Source organism: Piscinibacter sp. XHJ-5 (assembly GCF_029855045.1).
In the GTDB taxonomy this organism is placed as follows: Bacteria; Pseudomonadota; Gammaproteobacteria; order Burkholderiales; family Burkholderiaceae_C; genus Albitalea.
In genome coordinates, this window is the sequence record NZ_CP123228.1 from 1,821,638 (window position 1) to 1,841,455 (window position 19,818).

A 19,818-nucleotide genomic window follows, 5' to 3' on the forward strand; every position below is an offset into this window, starting at 1 on the left:
TAAAGCCGAGACCGTAACCCGGAACGAAAACTCATGCGGAGGATGGTGGCGCTCGTTGCCCTGTTCGCGTTGCTCCTTCCCGCGCGCATCCTCGGCTACCGTGGCAAGCATGTCCAGGCTCGTGCCTCGGCGGCGGGCCATCCTCCATCGAGCGGACATCCTCCAGCCTCAAGCCGCGGTGGGATTTGACATCGCCACGTGCGCTCCCGATCATCGGCCGACCACCGTCGCACCGGCGCGCTGGGCGCACCATGGAACGAGTGGCCTTTGCAGGCTTGCAAGCATCGAGTGACCATGGCCCTGAGCGAGGCAGATCTCCGGCAGTTGGCGCGGCTGATCGACGACGCCATGGCCCTCCCGGTGGCGCAACGTGAGGCCTGGATGGCTGCCTTGCCGCCTGCTGACCAGCCGCTCGTGGCGCGCCTGCGCCTGGCGCTGTCCCAGGATGAGGGCACCAGCACGGCCCCCAACCTCAACCTTCCCACACTGGGTCCGCTGGATCGCGATGCGAGCAAGGGAGATTTCCTGGGTCCCTACCGGTTGATCGAGGAGATCGGGCGTGGCGGCATGGGCTGCGTATGGCGCGCCGAGCGTGCCGATGGCATCTTCAAGCGCGAGGTGGCGGTCAAGCTGCCCCGGCTCTCCCGTGGCGACAGCCTGGTGCAGCGGATGGTGAGCGAGCGGGAGATCGGCGCCCGGCTGGAGCACCCGCACATCGCCAGGCTGTACGACGCCGGCGTGGCTCAGAACGGGCGACCCTACCTGGTGATGGAATGGGTCCACGGCATGCACCTGGACGCCTACGCGGACCGCTTGCGCTTGACCATCCCGCAGCGGATGGAACTCATGCTGCAGGTGTGCGCGGCGGTTGCCCATGCACATCGCCATCTCGTGGTCCACCGGGATCTGAAGCCCAGCAACATCCTGGTGGACGAAAGCGGCCAGGTGAAGCTGCTGGACTTCGGTGTCGCCAGGCTGTTGCAGGACGAGGGCGGCTCGCCGTCGGCCGTGCTGGGCGGCGCACAACTTACCCGCACGCCGCAATACGCCGCGCCCGAGCAGTTCTTCGGTGGCCCGATCAGCACGCTCACCGATGTGTATTCCCTCGGTGTCGTGCTGTACGAGCTGCTCACCGGTGTGCTGCCGGCCGCTCGACGCGAAGCCGCGGTCGGCGCGTCGGCGCTCGTCTATTCCGACTTCGCGCCCACGCCTGCGAGCCGTGCCCGGTTCACGCGCGACAACGCCCTTGCGCGTGGCAAGCGTGACATCGCCGCGCTGCGACGCGCCTTGACGCCCGAAGTCGACGCGGTGGTGCTGCGCGCGTTGCAGCCGGACCCGCAGGCGCGCCATGCGAGCGTCGACAAGCTGGCCGACGATTTGCAGGCGATCCTGGACGCGCGCCTGCCGAGCTCGGCGCCGAAGTCCGCGTGGCGACGGATGCGCCTGTTCGTTGCGCGACACCAGTGGGCGGTGGCGGCTGTCACGGTCGGCATCGCGGCTCTCGGCGTGACCGGCACCTTGGCATGGATGGAGAGAAGCAACGCACTGGCGCAGGAGAGCAGGCTTTCGCAGGTCCGACTCTTCATGCTCACGACGTTCACCGACGCGGAGCCGCCCACGGGCCATGTGGCCGATAGCCTCACGGGCATCCAGATGATCGAATCGGCGCTTCAGCGCGCACGCAGCAGCTTCGCGGACGAGCCGTCCTTGCGAGCCGAGGTCTTCAGCGAGATCGCCATCATGCTGCGACGCTTCGCGCGTTCACGTGAGGCCTTGGCGTTGTTGCGGGAAGCCCATGCCTTGATGCAGGTCCATGCGCCGCCTCGCGATCCGGGGCGACACATCGTCGCCGCGCAACTGGCGACGGATGAACTCAACGACTTTCTTCGATCCGGGAACCCGACAAGTCTTGCCGCCGTGCGGCCCCTGGCAAGCCAGGCGCTCGCCGCATGCTCTGCCGACACCAGGCGCTGCGCCAAGGCGCGTGCCGCTGCGAACATCGCGCTGCGCAATCTCGCCTCGTACGAAGGCGATATGGAGAGCGCGATCGCGTCCGGACGCGCCGCGGTGAGAGAGTCCGACCTGGGCTTCGGTCATCCGCATTCGGAAGGCACGATGGCCCGGGTGCACCTCGCGATCGTGCTGCGCAATGCAGATCGACTGCAGGAGGCCGATGCCTTGCTGTCCGAGGCGGTGGCCGCCGCGCGCACCGCGCTGCTGCGTCGTGGCGATGCCGTGGAATTGCGCACCAGCCAAGCCGTGATCCAGGGCGACCTGGGCCAGCATGCGGAGGCCCTGCGCACGCTGCAGGGACTGCTCGGCGAACTCAAACCGGATGCGCCGGCCGCGGCCCTGCTGCATCGCCTGCGGGCGCAGTCCCAATTGGCGCTGGGCCTGTTGCCGGACGCCCTGCGTTCGACCGAGCAGGCGCTCGAGGTGGCGACGCAGCGCCAGGACACATGGGAGGCTGTCAACGCCCATGGTGTGCGGACCCGCGCCCTGGCGGCCATGGGACTGCAGGAACTGTCGCAGGCCGAATGGCTGTCCTGGCGCGCAGCGGTGGACAAGCTGGGCGGGCCGATCACCGCGCTGCAGCCGGCGCGACTGCGTCGCGCCGAGGCCGAACTCGCGTTGCGCGCCGGGCTCGTCGAGCAGGCGCGCACCTTGCTCATTCCGTTGACCAAGGCAGACCCGCGCACGGAGCGAGCATCGCCCGTGGAGATCGCCCTTCACTGGGAGCTGCGTGCGGCCATCGAGCGACGCGATCACCTTCTCGATGCGGCCATTGCCGCACACGAACGCGCCGCCGAACTGCTCGCCCGCACGCTGCCGGCGTCCCATCCCTTGCGCCTTCGCAACGCGCTGGAACAAGCACTCGCCAACACGCTGCGCCATGGCGCCGCAGGAGCCGAGCCGTTGCGGCAGGCGGCGCAACGTTACCTGGAGGGGCTGCCCGCCGAATCGGCGTGGCGGCCTTTGGTGCAACGCCTGCTGACCGAACCGGAAGCAGGCATCTCGATGGTCCTTTGACCACAGGAGCCAGCATGGAACTCACGATTTGCCGAGTTTCCGTCCATCGCCCGCGGCGCCACTCGATCGTGGCGCGGGCCGCTGGAGTTTCCCTCTCGATGCTGAGCCTCGTCGCCGCAGCACAGTCGCCGCCCAGCGACCTGCTGAACTCGGCGCTTCGCGACGGCCGGGCCTCGTGCATCGGCGATGAGGGAAAGTTCGGTCTGTGCGGCTCGGGGCCGGGCGTCAAGTGGGACCTCGGCAAGGTGACCGCGCCCAATCTGCAGAAGATGCAGACGATGCCGGAGAAGGAGCGTCCGCCGGCAACGATATGCCGTATCCGGTGGAGCGAGAACCCGGCGTACATGGAATGTGCGCCGCTGTACTTCCGAGCCCCGAAGTGACCGGCTCGTCTACGGCATCATGGCGGCAAGCATCATCCGCGCCCGGCGCCAGTCGCGGCGCACGGTGCGCTCGGTCACGTCGAGCGCCTCGGCGATATCGGCTTCGCTGCTGTCCATGAAATAGCGCATCTCGACCACCCGGGCCAGCCGCGGCTCCACCGTCGCGAGTTGTTCCAGCGCCTCGTGAAGCTTGATGACGTCGTCCTCGCCGGACGGCATCTCGTCCGCCACGGAGGTGTCGAGCGTGCAGCGCTGGAGGTCACCGCCCCGGCGCAATGCCTGGCGCTCACGGACGGTGTCCACGATGACGGAGCGCATCACCCGCGCCGCGTACGCAAAGAAGGCACGCCGGTCATCGACGCGGAGCTCGCTGGTGCGAATGAAGCGCAAATAACTCTCGTGCACCAGCGCAGTCGTGTCCAGGAACGTGTTGCGGCCGCCATCGCGAAGGCGTGAGCGCGCCAGCTGCCGCAGTTCGCCATAGGCGCCAGCGAACAGCGCGTCCCGCGCACCCTCTTCACCGGCCTTGACGCGGCGCAACAGCTCCATCAGGTCCTGGTCGGAAATGTCGGCATTTGGCATGGTGATCTACCGGGGTTGCGAACGGTCTGATGACGACGCAAGAGCGCTCTCGTGCTCGTCCACGACGAGAGCAAGTGGAGATTCGACCCCGTGCGTGCCGTGGGCCGAACCGAGTGTGATCATGTCCTGGACCGGTTGGGAATAGAGGGTCGACAGTTCATCGTTTCCACCGGTCACGAACAAGGACTGGAGCGTCGAAAGCGCCGACATCCCTTCCGCCGCACGTTCGGCGTTGATGGTGGGCAGTTCGGTCGTCATGCGAGCGTGCTGGATCACGAGCTCTTCGTCGAGTCGGCCAAGAGAGTCCGTGGCCAGCGAATCGCGAACCCGATCGTTCTGCGGACGATCGGGTTCGGCGGGCGCAGCAGCCGAGGTGACGATGCCAGCCGCCATGCCGGAGGGTGGGTGCGCGATGGCGAACGGCGCGGGCGTGGGAGACGGTGCCGACACACTGCCCGCGTGGCGTGTCGTGTTCGCGTCGGGAGCCTCGTGCGGTGCGCTGAGCCCGGCATCCGGCGCATGCTGCGCGAGGGGGGCAGGGATCAGCCGGTAGCCTGCTGTCGATGCCACGCAAGCGAGCAGGAGCCACAGGACGGTGGAGATTCTCATGGTCTTGCCGAGTCCAGGCCGGGCTCGTCCGACGCCGATGGTGCCGTCGAGCCCAGCCTCGGTGGGTGATGCGATGGGCTACGGACGCAGGGCCAGCTCGACGGCCGAGCCGACAGCAGTCCCCGGGCACGTCCCGGTGCCCCCGCCGGCCGCGGTCAGCAGCACGCGCTGGGCTCCCGTCACCGCGGCGGTTGCACCCGACACGAGCGCCGGATTCTTCGACGTGGCGGCGCTGACCGGCCCCGTCGAAGTCGGGTGGCGTACGTAGATGGTCGCCGCCGCGGTGGGGAAGGCTTCCGGGACGATGACCGTGATGACATAGCCGGTGGCCGTGCAAGCCTGGCTGGCGAGAGGGGCTGCGAGGGCGGCAACCGCCGCGCCGAAGGCAAGGAGTGAGCGGATCATTTGATTCTCCGATGGGCAAGAAGATGGATGGCGATGCGAGAGGAGTGACCTGGCTATCTCATGGGGTGCCTCCTTGGTTGGAATTTCACGTTGGGGCGCCGACCGAGCCTGCAGAACGCTCAGTCCGCGTGGTACGCGTTCGCGATCCCGCTGCCGTCGAGCGTGAGCGTCAGCAGGCGGCCACGGCCGCGATCGGAATCTGCCCCGACGGTCCAGGTGTAGGTTCGGGCGGGACCGCCCATGCTGGTCGCGCCGTTGTAGACCATCTCCAGGGGTTGGACGGTCAGCTTGGTCGCGTCGACGCTGTACCGCCCGGTCTCGACGATGTCGATGGTCGAGACGCCGTAGAACCTGGAGTAGAAGCCGAACGTCCCATCCGGATGGAACTCGTAGGCGGAGTACTCGTAGGCGTTGTTGCCGACGTAGCTCCACGTCCCCGACAGTGCGGTCTGCCAGGAGGCACCGGGAGCGGAAGCGGCAGCTCCGGGCGCGGACGGCGTCTCGGGAGTGGACGGTGTTGGCGGTGGCGATGCCGGAGGCGACTCGGGGACGGGGCTGATGGACGGCGCTTGTCCGGCATCTGCCGCGGCGTGCTCGCTGCCCCCACCGCCGCATCCTGCCGTCATCAAGGTCGCCGCCAGCGCCGCGATGCCCAGACTGGGGACGCATCGAAGGGGCATCCTCGTGGACGTGGCCGGGTCGGTGGCGTTGCGGTGGGTGGCGTTCTGGCCAAAGTCGAATGTCATGTGCGTTGCTCCGAAACGATCCGAGTCAGGCCGACGTCGGGCCCGGCCTGGGTGCCCTGTTGCCACTCTTCGTGGCGAAATTGCGCTTGTCTTGCTCATATCCACCCAGACGCGAATTTCGGAAGAACAGGACATGCGGCTCCAGGACGTCACGCTCATCAATCGATTGGGGGTCATTGCGGGTCTCCGGGGTTGCCCCGTGTGAGATCGCGCCATGGCGGACGTCCCACGCCTTCCCAGACGGGTACGCCGGCAGCAGTCGGACCGGCCGAGCATCAGCGGCCTCACGACCGCCGCGTCCATCCGACGGGCTGCGGATCAGCTTGCCGACAGTCGGCGAGCGGGCGCGCGATGGCGCCCGATTCCGCTCTTGGAGCCGGTGCCGACCGCGACCTTGCGTTGAATCAGGACTTGCTTCGGTAGATCAAAGGGGACGGGCGGGCATCACCGTGCCGCGGCATTCGCCGAAGCCGATGCGGCGGTAGCCATCGCGTTCGCAGAAGCCGCGCAGGATCACCGTGTCGCCGTCTTCAAGAAATGCCCGCGTCTCCGCGTTCGACAAACGCAGCGGCTGGCGGCCGCCTTGCGTCAGCTCCAGCAGCGAGCCGGCTTGCTCGGGCCGCGGCCCCGACAGTGTTCCGGATCCGAAGAGATCGCCGTCGCGCAGGTTGCAGCCGTTGATCGTGTGATGGGCAACGAGCTGGTCGACGGTCCAGTAGGCGTCGCGGTAGTTGGAGCGAGCGATGCAGTCGCCGGCATGGCCGGCTGCGCGCATGTTCGCGGTCTGCAGCCAGACCTCGAGTTCGATGGCGATGGCGCCACGCTCGCGGTTGTCCGCCGAGTCGAGGTAGGGCAGGGGAGCGGGGTCGCCCCGCGGCCGCGTGCACGGCTCGCGAAACGGCGCCAGCGCATCCATGGTGACGATCCATGGCGACACGGTGCTCGCGAAGTTCTTCGACAGAAAAGGCCCCAGCGGCTGGTACTCCCACGACTGGATGTCGCGCGCCGTCCAGTCGTTGAACAGCGCCAGGCCGAAGACGTGCTCCTCGGCGTCGGCCATCCGTACCGGCTCGCCGATGGGATTCGGCCGGCCGATGAAGATGCCCAGCTCCAGCTCGTAGTCCAGGCGCCGGCTGGGGCCGACGCTCGGTGCATCGGCATCCGGCGCCTTGGTCTGTCCGTGGGGTCGCTGGAAGCTGTGGCCGAGCGCGGGTGCGCTGACGCCGATCGACGAAGCGCGCCCGTGGTAGCCGATGGGCACCCACTTGTAGTTGGGCAGCAGGGGGTTGTCCGGGCGGAACTGCTTGCCGACCGTCGTGGCGTGGTGGATGCTCGTGTAGAAGTCGGTGTAATCGCCGATCACGCACGGCAATCCCAGCTCGACTCTCGACATCGGTGTCAATGCCTCCCGAAAGCGCGCCTCGTGCGGGCTGCCGTGGCGCAGCCCTTCGGACACCGCCTGGCGCAAGGCCTGGCGCGGTTCCTTCGACAGGCGCATCAGCCGGTTCATGTCGTAGCTCTGGATGATGCCGGCGCGGCGCAGGTCGAGCACCTGGTCACCGATTGCGACGCCGATGCGCCAGTCCATGTCCTCGGCCCGCCGGAAGCGCCCGAACGGGAGGTTCTGGATCGGGAAGTCGATGGACGGATCGTTGGCCGACTCCAGCCAGCTTTTCAGTGCCGGGTCATGCGTGGCGTCGATGCTGGTGTTCATGATGCGCCGAGCTCCTTGGCATGCAGGAAGGCAGCGTGCTTGGGCGCGCGCCGGGTGCGCGACCACTCGTCGAGCATGTCCCACTTCACGGCATCGAGCTTGCGGATCATGGCTTCCTCTTCAGGATCCGGACAGGCGAGCTCGACCCGATGTCCGTTGGGATCGAAGAAGTAGATCGAATGGAAGGCGCCGTGGTCGGTCACGCCGAGCACGTCGACGCCGTTGGCCTCCAGGTGCGCCTTGAAGGCGAGCAGCTCCGCGCGGTCCTTGACCCTGAACGCGATGTGCTGCACCCACGCCGGCGTGTTCGGATCGCGGCCCATCTCCGGCTGCGTCGGCAACTCGAAGAAGGCGAGCACGTTGCCGGCGCCGGCGTCCAGGAACACGTGCATGTAAGGGTCCGGCGCCTTGGTGGACGGCACATGGTCCTCCGCGATGGCGAGGACGAAGTCCATCTTCAGCATCTTGCCGTACCACAGCACGGTTTCCTTCGCGTCCTTGCAGCGGTACGCGACGTGGTGGATGCGATCGATCTTCATGATGCGTTCCTCCGGCTCAGGCCGTGCCCAGCACGCCGCGGCGAATCTGGTCGCGCTCGATGGACTGGAAGAGCGCCTTGAAATTGCCTTCGCCGAATCCGTCGTCGCCCTTGCGCTGGATGAACTCGAAGAAGACCGGGCCCAGCAGCGTGTCCGAGAAGATCTGCAGCAGCAGGCGCGGCTTGCCACCCGACGTCGTGCCGTCGAGCAGGATGCCGCGCGTCTGCAACTCGGGGATCGGCTGGCCGTGGCCGGGCAGGCGCTCCTCGAGCATCTCGTAGTACACGTCGTTGGGCGCGGTCATCAGCGGCACGCCCGCCATCGTCAGGCTGTCGATGGTGGCAAGGATGTCGTCGGTCAGCAGCGCGATGTGCTGGATGCCCTCGCCGTTGAACTTCATCAGGAACTCCTCGATCTGGCCCGAGCCCTTCGACGACTCCTCGTTCAGCGGAATGCGGATCCTGCCATCGGGCGCGGTGAGCGCCTTGGAGGTGAGCCCGGTGTACTCGCCCTGGATGTCGAAGTAGCGGATCTCGCGGAAGTTGAACAGCTTCTCGTAGAAGGCGGCCCAGAATGCCATTCGTCCGCGGTACACGTTGTGCGTGAGGTGGTCGACCAGCTTGAGTCCGTGCCCGACCGGGTGGCGGTCCACCCCCTCGATGAACTCGAAGTCGATGTCGTAGATGGACTTGCCATCCTCGAATCGGTCGATGAGGTACAGCGGCGCGCCGCCGATGCCCTTGATGGCCGGCAGCCGCAGCTCCATCGGCCCGGTGGGCATGTCGAGTGGCTGCGCTCCCAGCTCGAGCGCGCGGTCGTAGGCCTTGTGCGCATCCTTCACGCGGAAGGCGAGGCCACAGGCCGACGGGCCATGCTCGGCCGCGAAATACGCGGCGGCGCTCCTGGGCTCGCGGTTGACGATGAAGTTGATATCGCCCTGCCGGTACAGCACCACGTCCTTGGAACGGTGCTTCGCCACACGCGAGAAGCCGAGCTTCTCGAAGACGGGCTCCAGCGTGTTCGGGGTGGGCGAGGCGAATTCGACGAACTCGAATCCCATCAGTCCCATCGGGTTGTCGAAGAGGTCTGCCATGTCGTTGTCCTCGATGTCGTGCGAGCGCCGGCTCATTCCAGCGTGATGTTGGCCTTCTTCGCGAGGCGGGCGTAACGCTCCTGCTCGGTCTTGAAGAACTGTGCCGACGCTTCGGGCGTCATGGGGTTGATGACATTCTCCTGCTTGGCCATCGCTTCCTTCGCCTCCGGCAGGGCGAACGCGTTCACCACCGCGGTGTGCAGTCGCTTGACCTCTGCGGGCGGCATCCTGGCCGGCCCGATCACCGCGAACCAGCCGGCGATGTCGACGTCGGGAAACCCTTGCTCCGCGACCGTCGGAAGGTCGGGCAGCGCCGCGACGCGTTGCTTGCCCATGATGCCGATGGCGCGCAGCGCGCCGCTCTTCAGATGACCCACGACGGCGGGCAGCGCCACGACCCCGAGCTGCACCTGGCCGCCGATCAGGTCGGCCACCATCGGGCCCACGCCCTTGTACGGAATGTGGCGCACGTCCACCCCGGCGGCATCGACGAACATCTCGCCGGCGAGGTGAATGATCGTCCCGTTGCCCGAGGAACCGTAGTTGTAGGTGCCCGGCTTGGCCTTGAGGAACGCCTGCAGCTCCTTGGCGTTCTTTGCCGGCACCTGGCCCGGGTTGACCACCAGCACGAACGGCGTGGCGCCCACCACGGAGATGGGCGTGATGTCATTGAGCGCGTCGAACGGCATCTTCTTGAACACGCTGGGGTTGACGACGTGGTTGTTCGACACGACACCGATGGTCTGGCCGTCCGGCGCAGCCCTGACCACCTGCACGGTGCCCGTGGTGCCGCCGGCGCCGGGCAGGTTCTCGATGATGATGGGCTGCCCGCCGAGGGCCTTGGTCAGCGACGGACCCGCGGCGCGGATGATCGTGTCGACTCCGGAGCCGGCGCCCACCGGAAGAATCACGCGCAGCGGCTTGTCGGTGGCATGTGCGGTGGCCGCGACGGCCCAGAGGGTCAGCGTGGCGGCCATCAGGGCGGTCAGCCCGCGGCGTTGGATCGAGAGTTTCACTTTTGTCTCCTGTTCGGAAATGGAAGATCGATGCCGCATCAGGCGGCACGTCCGGCCGCGAGTCGGGCCAGGATTTCGTCCGTGTGCTCGCCGACCCGGGGCAGGGGCTGGCGCACGCCGGGGCGGCGTCCGCCGAGGGTCAGCGGCAGCAGCACCACGTCGGTCGTGCCGCCGTCGTCGGTCTGCATGGGCACGAGACCGCCACTCGCCTTCAGGTGCGGGTCATCGACCAGCTGTTCGGGACGCATGATCGGCGCATACGGGATGCCGGCGGCCTCGAGCTTCGGCGACAACTCGTCGATGCGGTGGTGGCGCAGCACCTCGCCCAGACGCTCGAGCAACTCGGGACGCACGGCCACGCGCTTGGCGTTGTCCGAGAGGGCCGGGTCGTTCGCCAGCTCCGGCGCCTCGATCACGCGGCACAGGGTCAGGAACTGCTTGTCGCTCACCGCGCCGATGAACAACTGCTGGTCGTCGGCCAGCGTGAACACGTCGTACACGCTCCACGCCGACACGCGCGAGGGCATCGGCGGCGGCGGCTCGCCGGTCATGGAGAACTGCTGCATGTGCTGCGACGACAGGAAGACGCAGTTCTCGAACAGCGCGCTCTGGATCTCCTGGCCGCGGCCGGTCGTTTCGCGCTCGCGCAGTGCCGCCAGCACGCCGATGGCGCCGAACATGCCGCCCATGATGTCGTTCACGCTGGTGCCGGCCCGCAGGGGCCGTCCCTTCGGGCCGGTCATGTACGACAGCCCGCCCATCATCTGCACGACCTCGTCGAGCGCGAGGCGCTTCTCGTACGGTCCGGGCAGGAAGCCCTTGTGCGAGACGTAGATGAGCCGCGGGAACTGCCTGGACAGCGTGTCGTAGTCGAGCCCCAGCGAGCTCATCAGGCCCGGGCGGAAGTTCTCGAGCACGACATCGGACTGGCCGACCAGATCGATCGCGGTCGCACGGCCCTCGGGCGTGTTGATGTCGAGGACGACGCTCTTCTTGTTGCGGTTGAACGAACGGAAGAAACCGATGCCGAGTCCCGGCAGCTTGCGCGTCTTGTCGCCCCCCGGAGGCTCGACCTTGATCACCTCGGCGCCGAGGTCGGCCAGGATCATTCCGCAGGTGGGGCCCATGACCATGTGGGTGAATTCGACGACACGCAGGCCGGCCAAGGGCAGGGCTGCTTCATGGCGGTCGCCGTCGAGGGACGAGAGGCCGGTGGAAGGGGTGTTGCTCATGATGGGGTGCTCAGGCCGCGGCGGCGGTGGACGAAGAGGGGTGGAAGGTCTTGGGCAGTCCCGACAGCCACAGCGAGCCGTGCAGCGTCTCATCGGGCAGCCAGGCGGCGACCTTGGCCCGCAAGGCGAGCAACCTGTCGATGTCGATGCCGGTCTCGACGCCCATGGTGGACAGCATGAAGGCCAGGTCCTCGCTCGATGCGTTGCCGCTCGCGCCCGGCGCGTGCGGGCAGCCGCCGATGCCGGCCAGCGTGGCATCGAAGCGGTCGACGCCGGTCTCGAGCGCCGCATAGACGTTGGCCAGCGCGAGGCCGCGGGTGTCGTGGAAATGGCCGCAGAAGAAGCGGTCGCCGGCGATGGCGCGGGCCTTCTCGAACAGCTCGCGCACGGCGGCGGGACCTGCGTAGCCGACGGTGTCGGCGATGCTCACGCGGTCGGCGCCGGCATCCAGCAGGGCCTGCATGCAGCGCAGCACCTCGCTTTGCGCCACGTCGCCCTGGATCGTGCAGCCGAAGGCGGTGCCGATGCCACCCTCGATCAGCGTCTTCGATGCGGCCGCATCGCGCGCCGCCCGGATGCGCGCCACTTCGGCGACCACCTCGTCCGGCGTCTTGCGCAGGTTGGCCAGGCTGTGGGCATGGCTGGCCGACAGCGGTACCAGCAGCAGGTCGGCTTTCGACTCGATCGCGCGCTCGGCACCCTTGAGGTTGGGCACCAGCACCGACACGACGAGGCCGGGCAGGGTCTTGGCGAAGGACACCAGCTCGCCGGTGTCGGCCAGCTGCGGCAGCAGCTTCGCGGGCACGAAGGAGCCGACCTCGATTTCGCGCTGGCCCGCGTCGTAGGCGTCGCGGATCCACTCGCGCTTGCGTTCGGTGGACAGGATCGTGCGAATGCTCTGCAGGCCGTCGCGCAGGCCGACCTCGCGAATGACGACGTGGGAAGGGAAAGCGGGCATGCCTTTGTCTCCGGGTTGCCAGTCTGTAGCGCTGACGATGCATTGACTTTAGGCTTTCCATTCGAACTATCCAGAGGTATTTCGGAAGGTCCAGGTTTCCTGTTCGGAAACGCAAAATTGCGCCATCATCCGGCCATGCGCGACATCGACCTGAAGACCTTGCGCCTCCTCGTCGCGGTGTGCGACCACCAGAACATGGCGCGTGCCGCCGAGCAGGAGCACATCGAGCCGTCGGCGATCAGCAAGCGGATCGCCCAGCTGGAGAACGACCTCGGAACACCGCTCCTGCTGCGCGCCCGGCGCGGCGTGCATCCCACGCCGGCCGGTCTCGCGCTGCTGGAACACGCGCGCAACGTGCTGTTCACGATGGAGCGCATGGCCAACGATGTCGCGGCGTTCGGCAGCGGCATCAAGGGCCATGTCCGATTGGTGGCGACGGCCTCGGCGATCGCGGAGTCGCTGCTGGACGACATCGCCTCGTTCATGCGCGAGGCGGCCAACCGCAACATCAAGGTCGACATCGAGGAGCGTCTCTCGCGCGACCTGGTCCGCCAGATCCGCGACGGCTCGGCGTCGGTCGGGGTGTGCTGGGACAGCGTCGACTTCGAAGGCTTGCAGCACCGCCCCTACCGCCGCGATCGACTGGCGCTGGCGGTCCATCCGGACCATCCGCTCGCCGGCCGGAAGTCGCTGCGCTTCGAGCAGACGCTGGATCACGACCACGTGGGCCTGCCGCCGACGGCCGCGGTGAACGCCATGCTGCAGCGAGCCGCGGCGCGCGCAGGTCGAACGGTCTCGTACCGCGTCATCGTGTCGAACTTCGATGCGGCGTTCCGCGTCGTCGCAGCCAACCTCGCCATCAGTGTGGTTCCGGTCGAGGTCGGCGCCACTTTCGCCGGGATGCTGGGCATCAAGATCATTCCTCTGTCCGATGCATGGACGGAGCGAAGCTTCGCGGTCTGCTTCCAGAAGTTCGAGGCGCTTCAGCCCGCATCGCAACGCATGGTCGACCACCTCGTCCAGCGCGCAGCGCAAGTGGCCAAGGCATGACGGCGCTTCGCGGCCTGGCGCTGTTGCTGCTGTTGCAGGCGGCCGGCGAGGCGTTGGCGCATTCGCTCGCGCTGGCGGTTCCGGGCCCGGTGATCGGCCTGATGCTGTTGCTGCCCGCACTGCAGCTGTCATGGATTCGTACGCCGGTGGCCGCCGCGGCGGAGCTCTTGCTGGCGCACCTGTCGCTGCTGTTCGTGCCCGTCGGTGTGGGCGTCATCACGCACCTCGGCCTGGTGTCCCAGTACGGCATTCAGCTGCTCGTCGTGATCGTGCTCTCCACATGGATCGGCATGGCCGTGACGGCCATCGTGTTGCGAGCGCTGATGCGCGAGGAATCGGCGAAGGAGAAGCCCGGTGACTGACTTCGTCCAGCTGTGGGTCTACCTGTCGTCGACACCGCTGTTCGGGCTGACGGCGACCCTGGTCACTTATGTCGCGGCCCAGGCGCTCTACGACCGGATGGGCCGCGCCCCGTGGGCGAATCCGGTCCTGTGGTCGGTGGCGTCGATCGGCCTCGTCCTGCTCGCGACCGGCACCGCGTACCCGACCTATTTCGCCGGCGCCCAGTTCGTACATGTCCTGCTCGGTCCGGCCGTCGTCGCCCTCGGTTGGCCGCTGTGGGTGCGCCGCGCGGAGGTCCGCCGGCGCGGGGTGGCACTGACCTTGGCGGCGGTGGCCGGCGGCGTGTGCGCCGCGGGAAGCGCCGTGGGTCTCGCGTGGTTGTTCGGCATGCCGGTGGATGTGCTGCTCTCGCTCGCGCCGAAGTCGGTGACGGCGCCGGTGGCGATGGGCATTGCAGAACGCCTGGGCGGTGTTCCTGCGCTCGCAGCCGTGTTCGCCGTCCTGACCGGCATGGTGGGTGCCTTGTCGGCCAAGGTCCTTTTCGGCTTGCTGCGGATCGATTCGTGGGCCGTGCGCGGGTTTGCGCTGGGGACGGCGTCACACGGCATCGGCGCCGCGAGAGCGCTGCAGGTTCATCCCGACGCCGGTGCCTATGCCGGCATCGCGCTCGGTCTGCAGGTGCTGCTGGCGTCCCTGTTGATGCCCTTCGTCGTTCGCTGGATGCCTTGACCGTCAGGTCGGCCACGACGCTGTGTGCGTGCCCGGGTCGATGGCGATCATGTCGGCGGGCTCACCACTCGGCGACGCTGCCGTCGGCATGTCGCCACACCGGGTTGTGCCAATCGGGCGCGTTGCGGCTCGCATGGACGACACGCTCTTCATCCACTTCGACGCCGAGGCCGGGCCTGGGCAGGGCATGGATGTAGCCGCCGTCGATGCGGAAGTCGTCCTTGTTGATGACGTAGTCGAGCAGCTCCGCATCGCGGTTGTAGTGGATGCCCATGCTCTGCTCCTGCAGCACGGCGTTGTAGGCGACGAAGTCGACCTGCAGGCAGGCGGCCAGCGCGACCGGGCCCAGCGGGCAATGCGGCGCGATCGCGACGTCGTAGGCCTCGGCCATCGCGGCGATCTTGTGGCACTCGGTGATGCCGCCCGCGTGCGAGAGGTCGGGCTGCAGGATCGCGATGCCGCCGTCGTGCAGCACGCGCTTGATCTCGAAGCGCGAGTACATGCGCTCGCCGGCGGCCAGCGGGATGGAGGTGCTCGCCGCGAGACGCGGATAGTGCTCGGCCTGCTCGGCGAGCACCGGCTCCTCGACGAACAGCGGGCGGAAAGGCTCCAGCGCCTTCAGCAGCGGCTTGGCCATCGGCGCGGCGGCGCGGCCGTGGAAGTCGAGCCCGAAGCTGACCCGCGAGCCGAGCGCGTCGTGCACGCCGGCGATCTTGGACACGGCCGCGTCGATCGCCCTCGGCGTGTCGAGCATGGCCATCTCCTCGCTGCCGTTCAGCTTGAAGGTGTCGAAGCCGCCTTCCATCAGGCGCTGCATGTGCTCGACGATGTCGCCCGGCCGGTCGCCGCCGACCCAGCTGTAGACCTTCATCTTGTCGCGCACCTTGCCGCCGAGCAGCTCGTACACCGGCACGCCGAGCGCCTTGCCCTTGATGTCCCACAGCGCCTGGTCGATGCCGGCGATGGCGCTCATCAGGATCGCCCCGCCGCGATAGAAGTGGCCGCGGTACATCGTCTGCCAGAGGTCGTTGATGCGCGTCGGGTCCTGGCCGATCAGCGTCTCGCCGAACTCCTGCACCGCCGTCTCCACGGTGCGGGCACGGCCCTCGAGGACGGGCTCGCCCCAGCCGCTGATGCCTTCGTCGGTCTCGATCTTGAGGAACATCCAGCGCGGTGCGACGCGGTAGGTGGCGAAGCGGGTGATCTTCATGGGGTGGTCGCGTCGCGGTACGCGGCGACGAAGTTGCGGGCTCGCGCCGCGGTGCGCGCGACGTCCTGGCCGGGTTGGTAGAGGTCGCCGCCGAGCCCCGCGCCGATGCAGCCGGCGCGCAGGTATTCGGCGAGGTTGTCGGGCGTGATGCCGCCGACCGCGAAGATGGGCACCGCCGGCAGGACGGCACGCAAGGCCTTCACGTGGCCGGGGCCGTAGGTGGTGGCGGGAAAGACTTTCAAGGCTTGCGCGCCGGCGTCGAGCGCATCGAAGGCCTCGCTCGCGGTGGCGAATCCGGCAGCCACCCACAACCCTTGCTGAACCGCGTGCCGGATCAGCGACGGGCGGGTGTTCGGGGTGACCACGAGGCGGCCGCCGGCAGCGGCCAGCGTGTCGACATCGGCATCGCGCAGCACGGTGCCGCCGCCGACCAGGGCGGAGGCGCCGCACGCCTGCGCGACGCGGTTCACGCTGGTGCGCCAGTCGGGCGAGTTGAGCGGGATCTCGATCGCGTCGAAGCCGGCATCGACCAGCGCGCTCGCGTGCGCGACCGCTTCGTCCGGAAGGATGCCGCGCAGGATGGCGATCAGCGGCAGTCGGGTCGGCCAGGTCATGTCGACGCTTCCTTTCGAAGCCATGCGCAAACGTCGCGGCGAAGATCTTCGAGCGGAGCCCGCGCGTCGACGCGCAGGACACCCGGCTCGCCGAGCGGCGGCTCGAGCGTGGCGAACTGGCTGTCCACCAGGTCGGCGGAGAAGAAGTGGGCGGCGCCGCGGCCCGCGACGCGCCGCAGCGCTTCGTCGCGCGGGATGTCGAGAAAGACGAAGCGCAGGCCCGGCGAAGCGGCGCGCAGCCTGTCGCGATAGGCGCGCTTGAGCGCCGAGCAGGTGAGCACCACGCCGTCGGGATAGGCGCGCAGCTGCTCGCCGAGCGTGGTAAGCCACTCGACGCGATCGGCGTCGGTCAGCGGCACGCCGACGGTCATCTTCTGGCGGTTGCCGGGCGGATGGAAGTCGTCGCCCTCGACCAGCGGCAGGCCGGCGTCGGCAGCGACGGCCGCGGCCACGCTCGACTTGCCGCAGCCGGCCACTCCCATGAAGACGACGGATGCCGCCATGGCGCACCGATCAGCGGCGGCCCGCGCGGAACTTCTGCAGCTCGCCGTAGACCGACTGCACGAACTCCTTGCCGATGGTCTCGGAGTTCTTGTCGATCACGGGCTGCACGGCGCTGCGGATCTTCTCGAGCTCCGACGCCGGCATCTCGGTCACGCTCATGCCCTTGTCCTTCAGCTGCGAAACGACGTCGGCGGCCTGCCGCACCTCCTCGCTGCGCTCGAATGTGCGGGTTTCTTCGGCCACCTTCTGCACCGCAGCTTGCTGCTCGGGCGTGAGGCTGCCCCACCACTTCCTGGACGCCACGAGCGCTACCGGCGTGTAGACGTGATTGGTGATCGTCAGGTATTTCTGCACCTCGAACATCTTGTTGGCGTACATGTCGACCACTGGATGCTCGTAGCCGTCAAGGGCCTTGATCTCCAATGCGGGGTAGACCTCCGTGAACGCCATGGGCACCGCGTTCATGCCCATCGCGTTGAAGCTCGCCAGCGCCATCGGGCTCTGCATCACACGCACCTTCAGGCCCTTCATGTCGGCCATGGTGTTGAGCGGGCGCTTGCTGTTCGACATGTTCCGGAACGCGCCGCCGGCCCAGACCAGCCCGTGCATGTTCATGTCGCCCAAGCCGTCGAGCAGCTTGCGGCCGATGGGGCCGTCGAGCACGTAGGCCGCCTCGGCGTCGGTGCCGAACAGGAATGGGAAGTCGAAGATCTGCAGCTCCTTCTTGCGCGCTGCGATGGGCGATACCGCGCCGAGGTAAAGGTCCTGCACGCCGCTCTGCACCGCGATCAGCATCTTGTCCTCGGAGCCGAGCGTCGCGCTGCCGTAGACGTCGATCGCCACCTTGCCGTTGGTCGCCTTGGCCACGCCGGCGGCGAACTGCTTCATCGCGACGGCGCGCGGGTGGGAGTCGGCGAACGAATGGCCGAGCTTCGCCTTCTTGACATCCTGGGCCGCTGCGATCGATGTGCAGGCGAGCAGGAAGGTGGCGGCCAGCGCCTTGCCGATGACGCGGCGGGTGGGTGACTTCATGGCGGTTGTCTCGCGGTTGAGAAGAAGATTCATGCGTTAACAGGCCCCAGCTGCTCTCGGGTCGGCAGCCCGTCGCAGTCGCCGGGAAACTGCACGACGCGCGCGCCGATGGCGTTGCCGCGTGCCGCCGCGGCGGACAGGGGCTCGCCTTCCAGCAGCGCGGACACGACGCCGACGGCGAAGCCATCGCCGGCGCCGACGGTGTCGACGACGCGCTCGACCGCGATGCCGGGCGCGTGGCCTTGTTCGCTGCGGGTGGCGAAGTAAGCGCCGGCGGGTCCGAGCTTGACGACGACGCCGCGGGCGCCTCGCTCGAGATAGAAGCTGGCGATGTCCGGGGGGCTGTCGCGTCCGGTCAGCAGCCGTCCCTCGTCCAGGCCCGGGAGGATCCAGTCGCTGTGCGAGGCGAGCCGGTTCAGGCATTCGACCATCTCGGCCTGCGACCGCCACAGGCTCGGCCGCAGGTTGGGGTCGAAGGACACCGTGCGGCCCTGCGTGCGCGCGTCGGCGGCCATCTCGAACACCAGCTCGCGCGTCGTCGGCGATACCGCCACGAAGATGCCCGTCAGGTGCAGGTGGCGCGACGCGGCGCAGTAGGCCTTGGGGTTGTCGGCCGGGCCGAGGCGGCTGGCCGCGGACCCGCGGCGGAAGTACTCGATCTTCGGATCGCTGCCGTCATCGCTGCGCGACTTGAGCATGAAGGCCGTCGGGTTCTCGGGGTCGAGGGACACGTGCGTCCGGTCCACGCCCTCGCGGTCCAGCGTGGCGCAGAGATGCCGGCCGAACGAGTCGTCGCCCAGGCGGCTGACGTAGCCGACCTTCAGCCCGAGGCGGGCCAGGCCGATCGCGACGTTGAGGTCCGCGCCCGCGGTCGTGCGCGCGAACCCTTCGACCTCGTGCAGCGGTCCGGTCTGCTGCGCCGCGAAGAGGATCATCGCTTCGCCGACGGTGACGACATCGAGCTGCATCGCGGAAGTCACTCGAAGTTCAGCAGCACCTTCATCGATTGCGACCGGTCGGCCGCGAGCGCGAAGGCGCGACCGGCGTCGCGGTAGGGAAGGGTGGCCGAGATCAGCGGCTTCAGGTCGACGAGCCGCTGGTTGATCAGGCTCACCGCCGTGCCGAACTCCTCGTGGAAGCGGAATGCGCCGCGCAGGTCGAACTCCTTGGCCACCACCATGTTGAGCGGCAGCGTCATCTCGCCGCCCGACAGGCCGAGCTGGACGATCACGCCGCGCGGGCGAACGACCTCGAAGGCCGAGCGCAGCGCGCGTTCGTTGCCGCTGGCCTCGAACAGCACGTCGAACTGCCCCTTGTCGGCGGCATGGCGGGCCAGTGCCTCGGGCTGCTGCGCGACGTTGATCGTCTCGTCGGCGCCGACGAGGGCGACCTTGCGCAGCGGCTGGTCGACCACGTCGGTGGCGACGATGTGGGTGGCGCCCGCGCGGCGCGCGGCGACGACCGCCATCGCGCCGATCGGGCCGCAGCCGGTGACCAGCACCGAGCGGCCGAGCAGCGGGCCCGCGCGGTTGACGGCGTGCAGGGCCACCGCCAGCGGCTCGGCCATCGCGCCCTCGGCGTCGCTGACGCCGTCGGCCAGCGCGAAGGCCTGCGGTGCGCCGATCACGATCTGCTGGCGGAAGGCGCCTTGCACGTGCGGCATGCGCATCGCGCTGCCGTAGTAGCGCATGTCGAGGCAGTGGTTGTGCAGGCCGAGCTGGCAGAAGCGGCACGCGCCGCAGGGCTGGCTCGGATTGACCGCGACGCGATCGCCCACGGAGAGGCCGCTGACGCCCGACGCGACCGCGTCGATGACGCCGGCGATCTCGTGGCCCAGCACCATCGGCTGCTGGATGCGGATCGTGCCGAAGCCGCCGTGCTGGTAATAGTGCAGGTCCGAGCCGCAGATGCCGCCGGTGCGCACGCGCACGCGGACCTGGCCGGCTTCGACCGGTGGCGTGGGGAAGTCCTCGACCCGCAGGTCGCCGGGAGCGTGAATGACGAGAGCGTCCATGATGTGCAGAGGTTGG

21 protein-coding genes are annotated in these 19,818 nt (G+C 68.3%); 5 read left to right on the forward strand and 16 right to left on the reverse strand.

Annotated features, from left to right (window positions below; all coding sequences use genetic code 11):
- Positions 1–294: 294 nt before the first annotated feature.
- Together P7V53_RS08600 and P7V53_RS08605 are read left to right on the forward strand one after the other, a co-directional pair.
- A complete protein-coding gene (locus P7V53_RS08600) occupies positions 295–3,030 on the forward strand; it encodes a serine/threonine-protein kinase (RefSeq protein ID WP_280155072.1) in 2,736 nt (911 codons plus the stop codon).
- Positions 3,031–3,128: 98 nt separating this feature from the next.
- Positions 3,129–3,413 carry a hypothetical protein gene (locus P7V53_RS08605; protein ID WP_280155073.1) on the forward strand — a complete coding sequence of 95 codons (285 nt, stop codon included), beginning with the start codon at positions 3,129–3,131 and terminating at the stop codon, positions 3,411–3,413.
- Positions 3,414–3,422: 9 nt separating this feature from the next.
- On the opposite strand, the gene P7V53_RS08610 is transcribed toward P7V53_RS08605, so the two are convergent.
- The 10 genes from P7V53_RS08610 to P7V53_RS08655 form a co-directional block, all read right to left on the reverse strand.
- On the reverse strand, positions 3,423–3,995 hold the full coding sequence (locus P7V53_RS08610; RefSeq protein ID WP_280155074.1) for an ECF-type sigma factor: 573 nt from the start codon (positions 3,993–3,995) through the stop codon (positions 3,423–3,425).
- 6 nt (positions 3,996–4,001) lie between these two features.
- Positions 4,002–4,604: a hypothetical protein gene (locus tag P7V53_RS08615; protein WP_280155075.1), complete on the reverse strand. Its 603-nt coding sequence runs from the start codon at positions 4,602–4,604 to the stop codon at positions 4,002–4,004.
- A gap of 78 nt (positions 4,605–4,682) precedes the next feature.
- Entirely contained in the window at positions 4,683–5,009 is a 327-nt protein-coding gene (locus P7V53_RS08620) for a hypothetical protein (RefSeq protein ID WP_280155076.1), read from the reverse strand.
- Positions 5,010–5,128: 119 nt separating this feature from the next.
- Complete coding sequence (locus tag P7V53_RS08625; RefSeq protein ID WP_280155077.1) at positions 5,129–5,755, reverse strand: hypothetical protein; 627 nt, start codon at positions 5,753–5,755, stop codon at positions 5,129–5,131.
- A 424-nt stretch (positions 5,756–6,179) separates the two neighbouring features.
- Positions 6,180–7,469 (reverse strand): fumarylacetoacetase, encoded by a 1,290-nt coding sequence (fahA, locus tag P7V53_RS08630; protein WP_280155078.1) that lies wholly within the window; start codon positions 7,467–7,469, stop codon positions 6,180–6,182.
- On the reverse strand, positions 7,466–8,008 hold the full coding sequence (locus tag P7V53_RS08635) for a VOC family protein (protein ID WP_280155079.1): 543 nt from the start codon (positions 8,006–8,008) through the stop codon (positions 7,466–7,468). Before P7V53_RS08635 ends, fahA begins: the two co-directional genes overlap by 4 nt.
- 16 nt (positions 8,009–8,024) lie before the next feature.
- Complete coding sequence (gene hppD, locus P7V53_RS08640) at positions 8,025–9,101, reverse strand: 4-hydroxyphenylpyruvate dioxygenase (RefSeq protein ID WP_280156464.1); 1,077 nt, start codon at positions 9,099–9,101, stop codon at positions 8,025–8,027.
- 32 nt (positions 9,102–9,133) lie between these two features.
- Positions 9,134–10,078, reverse strand: coding sequence for a tripartite tricarboxylate transporter substrate binding protein (locus P7V53_RS08645; protein WP_280156465.1), 945 nt, complete (start codon positions 10,076–10,078; stop codon positions 9,134–9,136).
- Between the two features lie 77 nt (positions 10,079–10,155).
- Positions 10,156–11,349, reverse strand: coding sequence for a CaiB/BaiF CoA-transferase family protein (locus tag P7V53_RS08650; RefSeq protein WP_280155080.1), 1,194 nt, complete (start codon positions 11,347–11,349; stop codon positions 10,156–10,158).
- A gap of 10 nt (positions 11,350–11,359) precedes the next feature.
- Positions 11,360–12,307 carry a hydroxymethylglutaryl-CoA lyase gene (locus P7V53_RS08655; RefSeq protein WP_280155081.1) on the reverse strand — a complete coding sequence of 316 codons (948 nt, stop codon included), beginning with the start codon at positions 12,305–12,307 and terminating at the stop codon, positions 11,360–11,362.
- A gap of 135 nt (positions 12,308–12,442) precedes the next feature.
- On the opposite strand from P7V53_RS08655, the gene P7V53_RS08660 reads away from it, so the two are divergent.
- The 3 genes from P7V53_RS08660 to P7V53_RS08670 are packed head-to-tail and all read left to right on the forward strand — an operon-like array spanning position 12,443 to position 14,428.
- On the forward strand, positions 12,443–13,357 hold the full coding sequence (locus tag P7V53_RS08660) for a LysR family transcriptional regulator (RefSeq protein ID WP_280155082.1): 915 nt from the start codon (positions 12,443–12,445) through the stop codon (positions 13,355–13,357).
- A complete protein-coding gene (locus tag P7V53_RS08665) occupies positions 13,354–13,719 on the forward strand; it encodes a CidA/LrgA family protein (RefSeq protein ID WP_280155083.1) in 366 nt (121 codons plus the stop codon). The genes P7V53_RS08660 and P7V53_RS08665 overlap by 4 nt, the downstream gene beginning before the upstream one ends.
- Positions 13,712–14,428 carry an LrgB family protein gene (locus P7V53_RS08670; RefSeq protein ID WP_280155084.1) on the forward strand — a complete coding sequence of 239 codons (717 nt, stop codon included), beginning with the start codon at positions 13,712–13,714 and terminating at the stop codon, positions 14,426–14,428. The genes P7V53_RS08665 and P7V53_RS08670 overlap by 8 nt, the downstream gene beginning before the upstream one ends.
- A gap of 61 nt (positions 14,429–14,489) precedes the next feature.
- Here the strand turns inward: P7V53_RS08670 and dgoD are convergent, their stop codons facing one another.
- The 6 genes from dgoD to P7V53_RS08700 are packed head-to-tail and all read right to left on the reverse strand — an operon-like array spanning position 14,490 to position 19,802.
- Positions 14,490–15,638, reverse strand: a complete 1,149-nt coding sequence (dgoD, locus tag P7V53_RS08675) for a galactonate dehydratase (RefSeq protein WP_280155085.1) — start codon at positions 15,636–15,638, stop codon at positions 14,490–14,492.
- Positions 15,635–16,252, reverse strand: coding sequence for a 2-dehydro-3-deoxy-6-phosphogalactonate aldolase (locus tag P7V53_RS08680; protein ID WP_280155086.1), 618 nt, complete (start codon positions 16,250–16,252; stop codon positions 15,635–15,637). Before P7V53_RS08680 ends, dgoD begins: the two co-directional genes overlap by 4 nt.
- Positions 16,249–16,755, reverse strand: a complete 507-nt coding sequence (locus P7V53_RS08685) for a gluconokinase (protein WP_280155087.1) — start codon at positions 16,753–16,755, stop codon at positions 16,249–16,251. The genes P7V53_RS08680 and P7V53_RS08685 overlap by 4 nt, the downstream gene beginning before the upstream one ends.
- 10 nt (positions 16,756–16,765) lie before the next feature.
- The gene (locus P7V53_RS08690) at positions 16,766–17,788 is read right to left on the reverse strand and encodes a DctP family TRAP transporter solute-binding subunit (RefSeq protein ID WP_280155088.1); all 1,023 of its coding nucleotides are present in this window, start codon (positions 17,786–17,788) and stop codon (positions 16,766–16,768) included.
- Positions 17,789–17,817: 29 nt separating this feature from the next.
- On the reverse strand, positions 17,818–18,756 hold the full coding sequence (locus P7V53_RS08695; RefSeq protein ID WP_280156466.1) for a sugar kinase: 939 nt from the start codon (positions 18,754–18,756) through the stop codon (positions 17,818–17,820).
- An 8-nt stretch (positions 18,757–18,764) separates the two neighbouring features.
- Positions 18,765–19,802 carry an L-idonate 5-dehydrogenase gene (locus P7V53_RS08700; RefSeq protein ID WP_280155089.1) on the reverse strand — a complete coding sequence of 346 codons (1,038 nt, stop codon included), beginning with the start codon at positions 19,800–19,802 and terminating at the stop codon, positions 18,765–18,767.
- Positions 19,803–19,818: the final 16 nt, after the last annotated feature.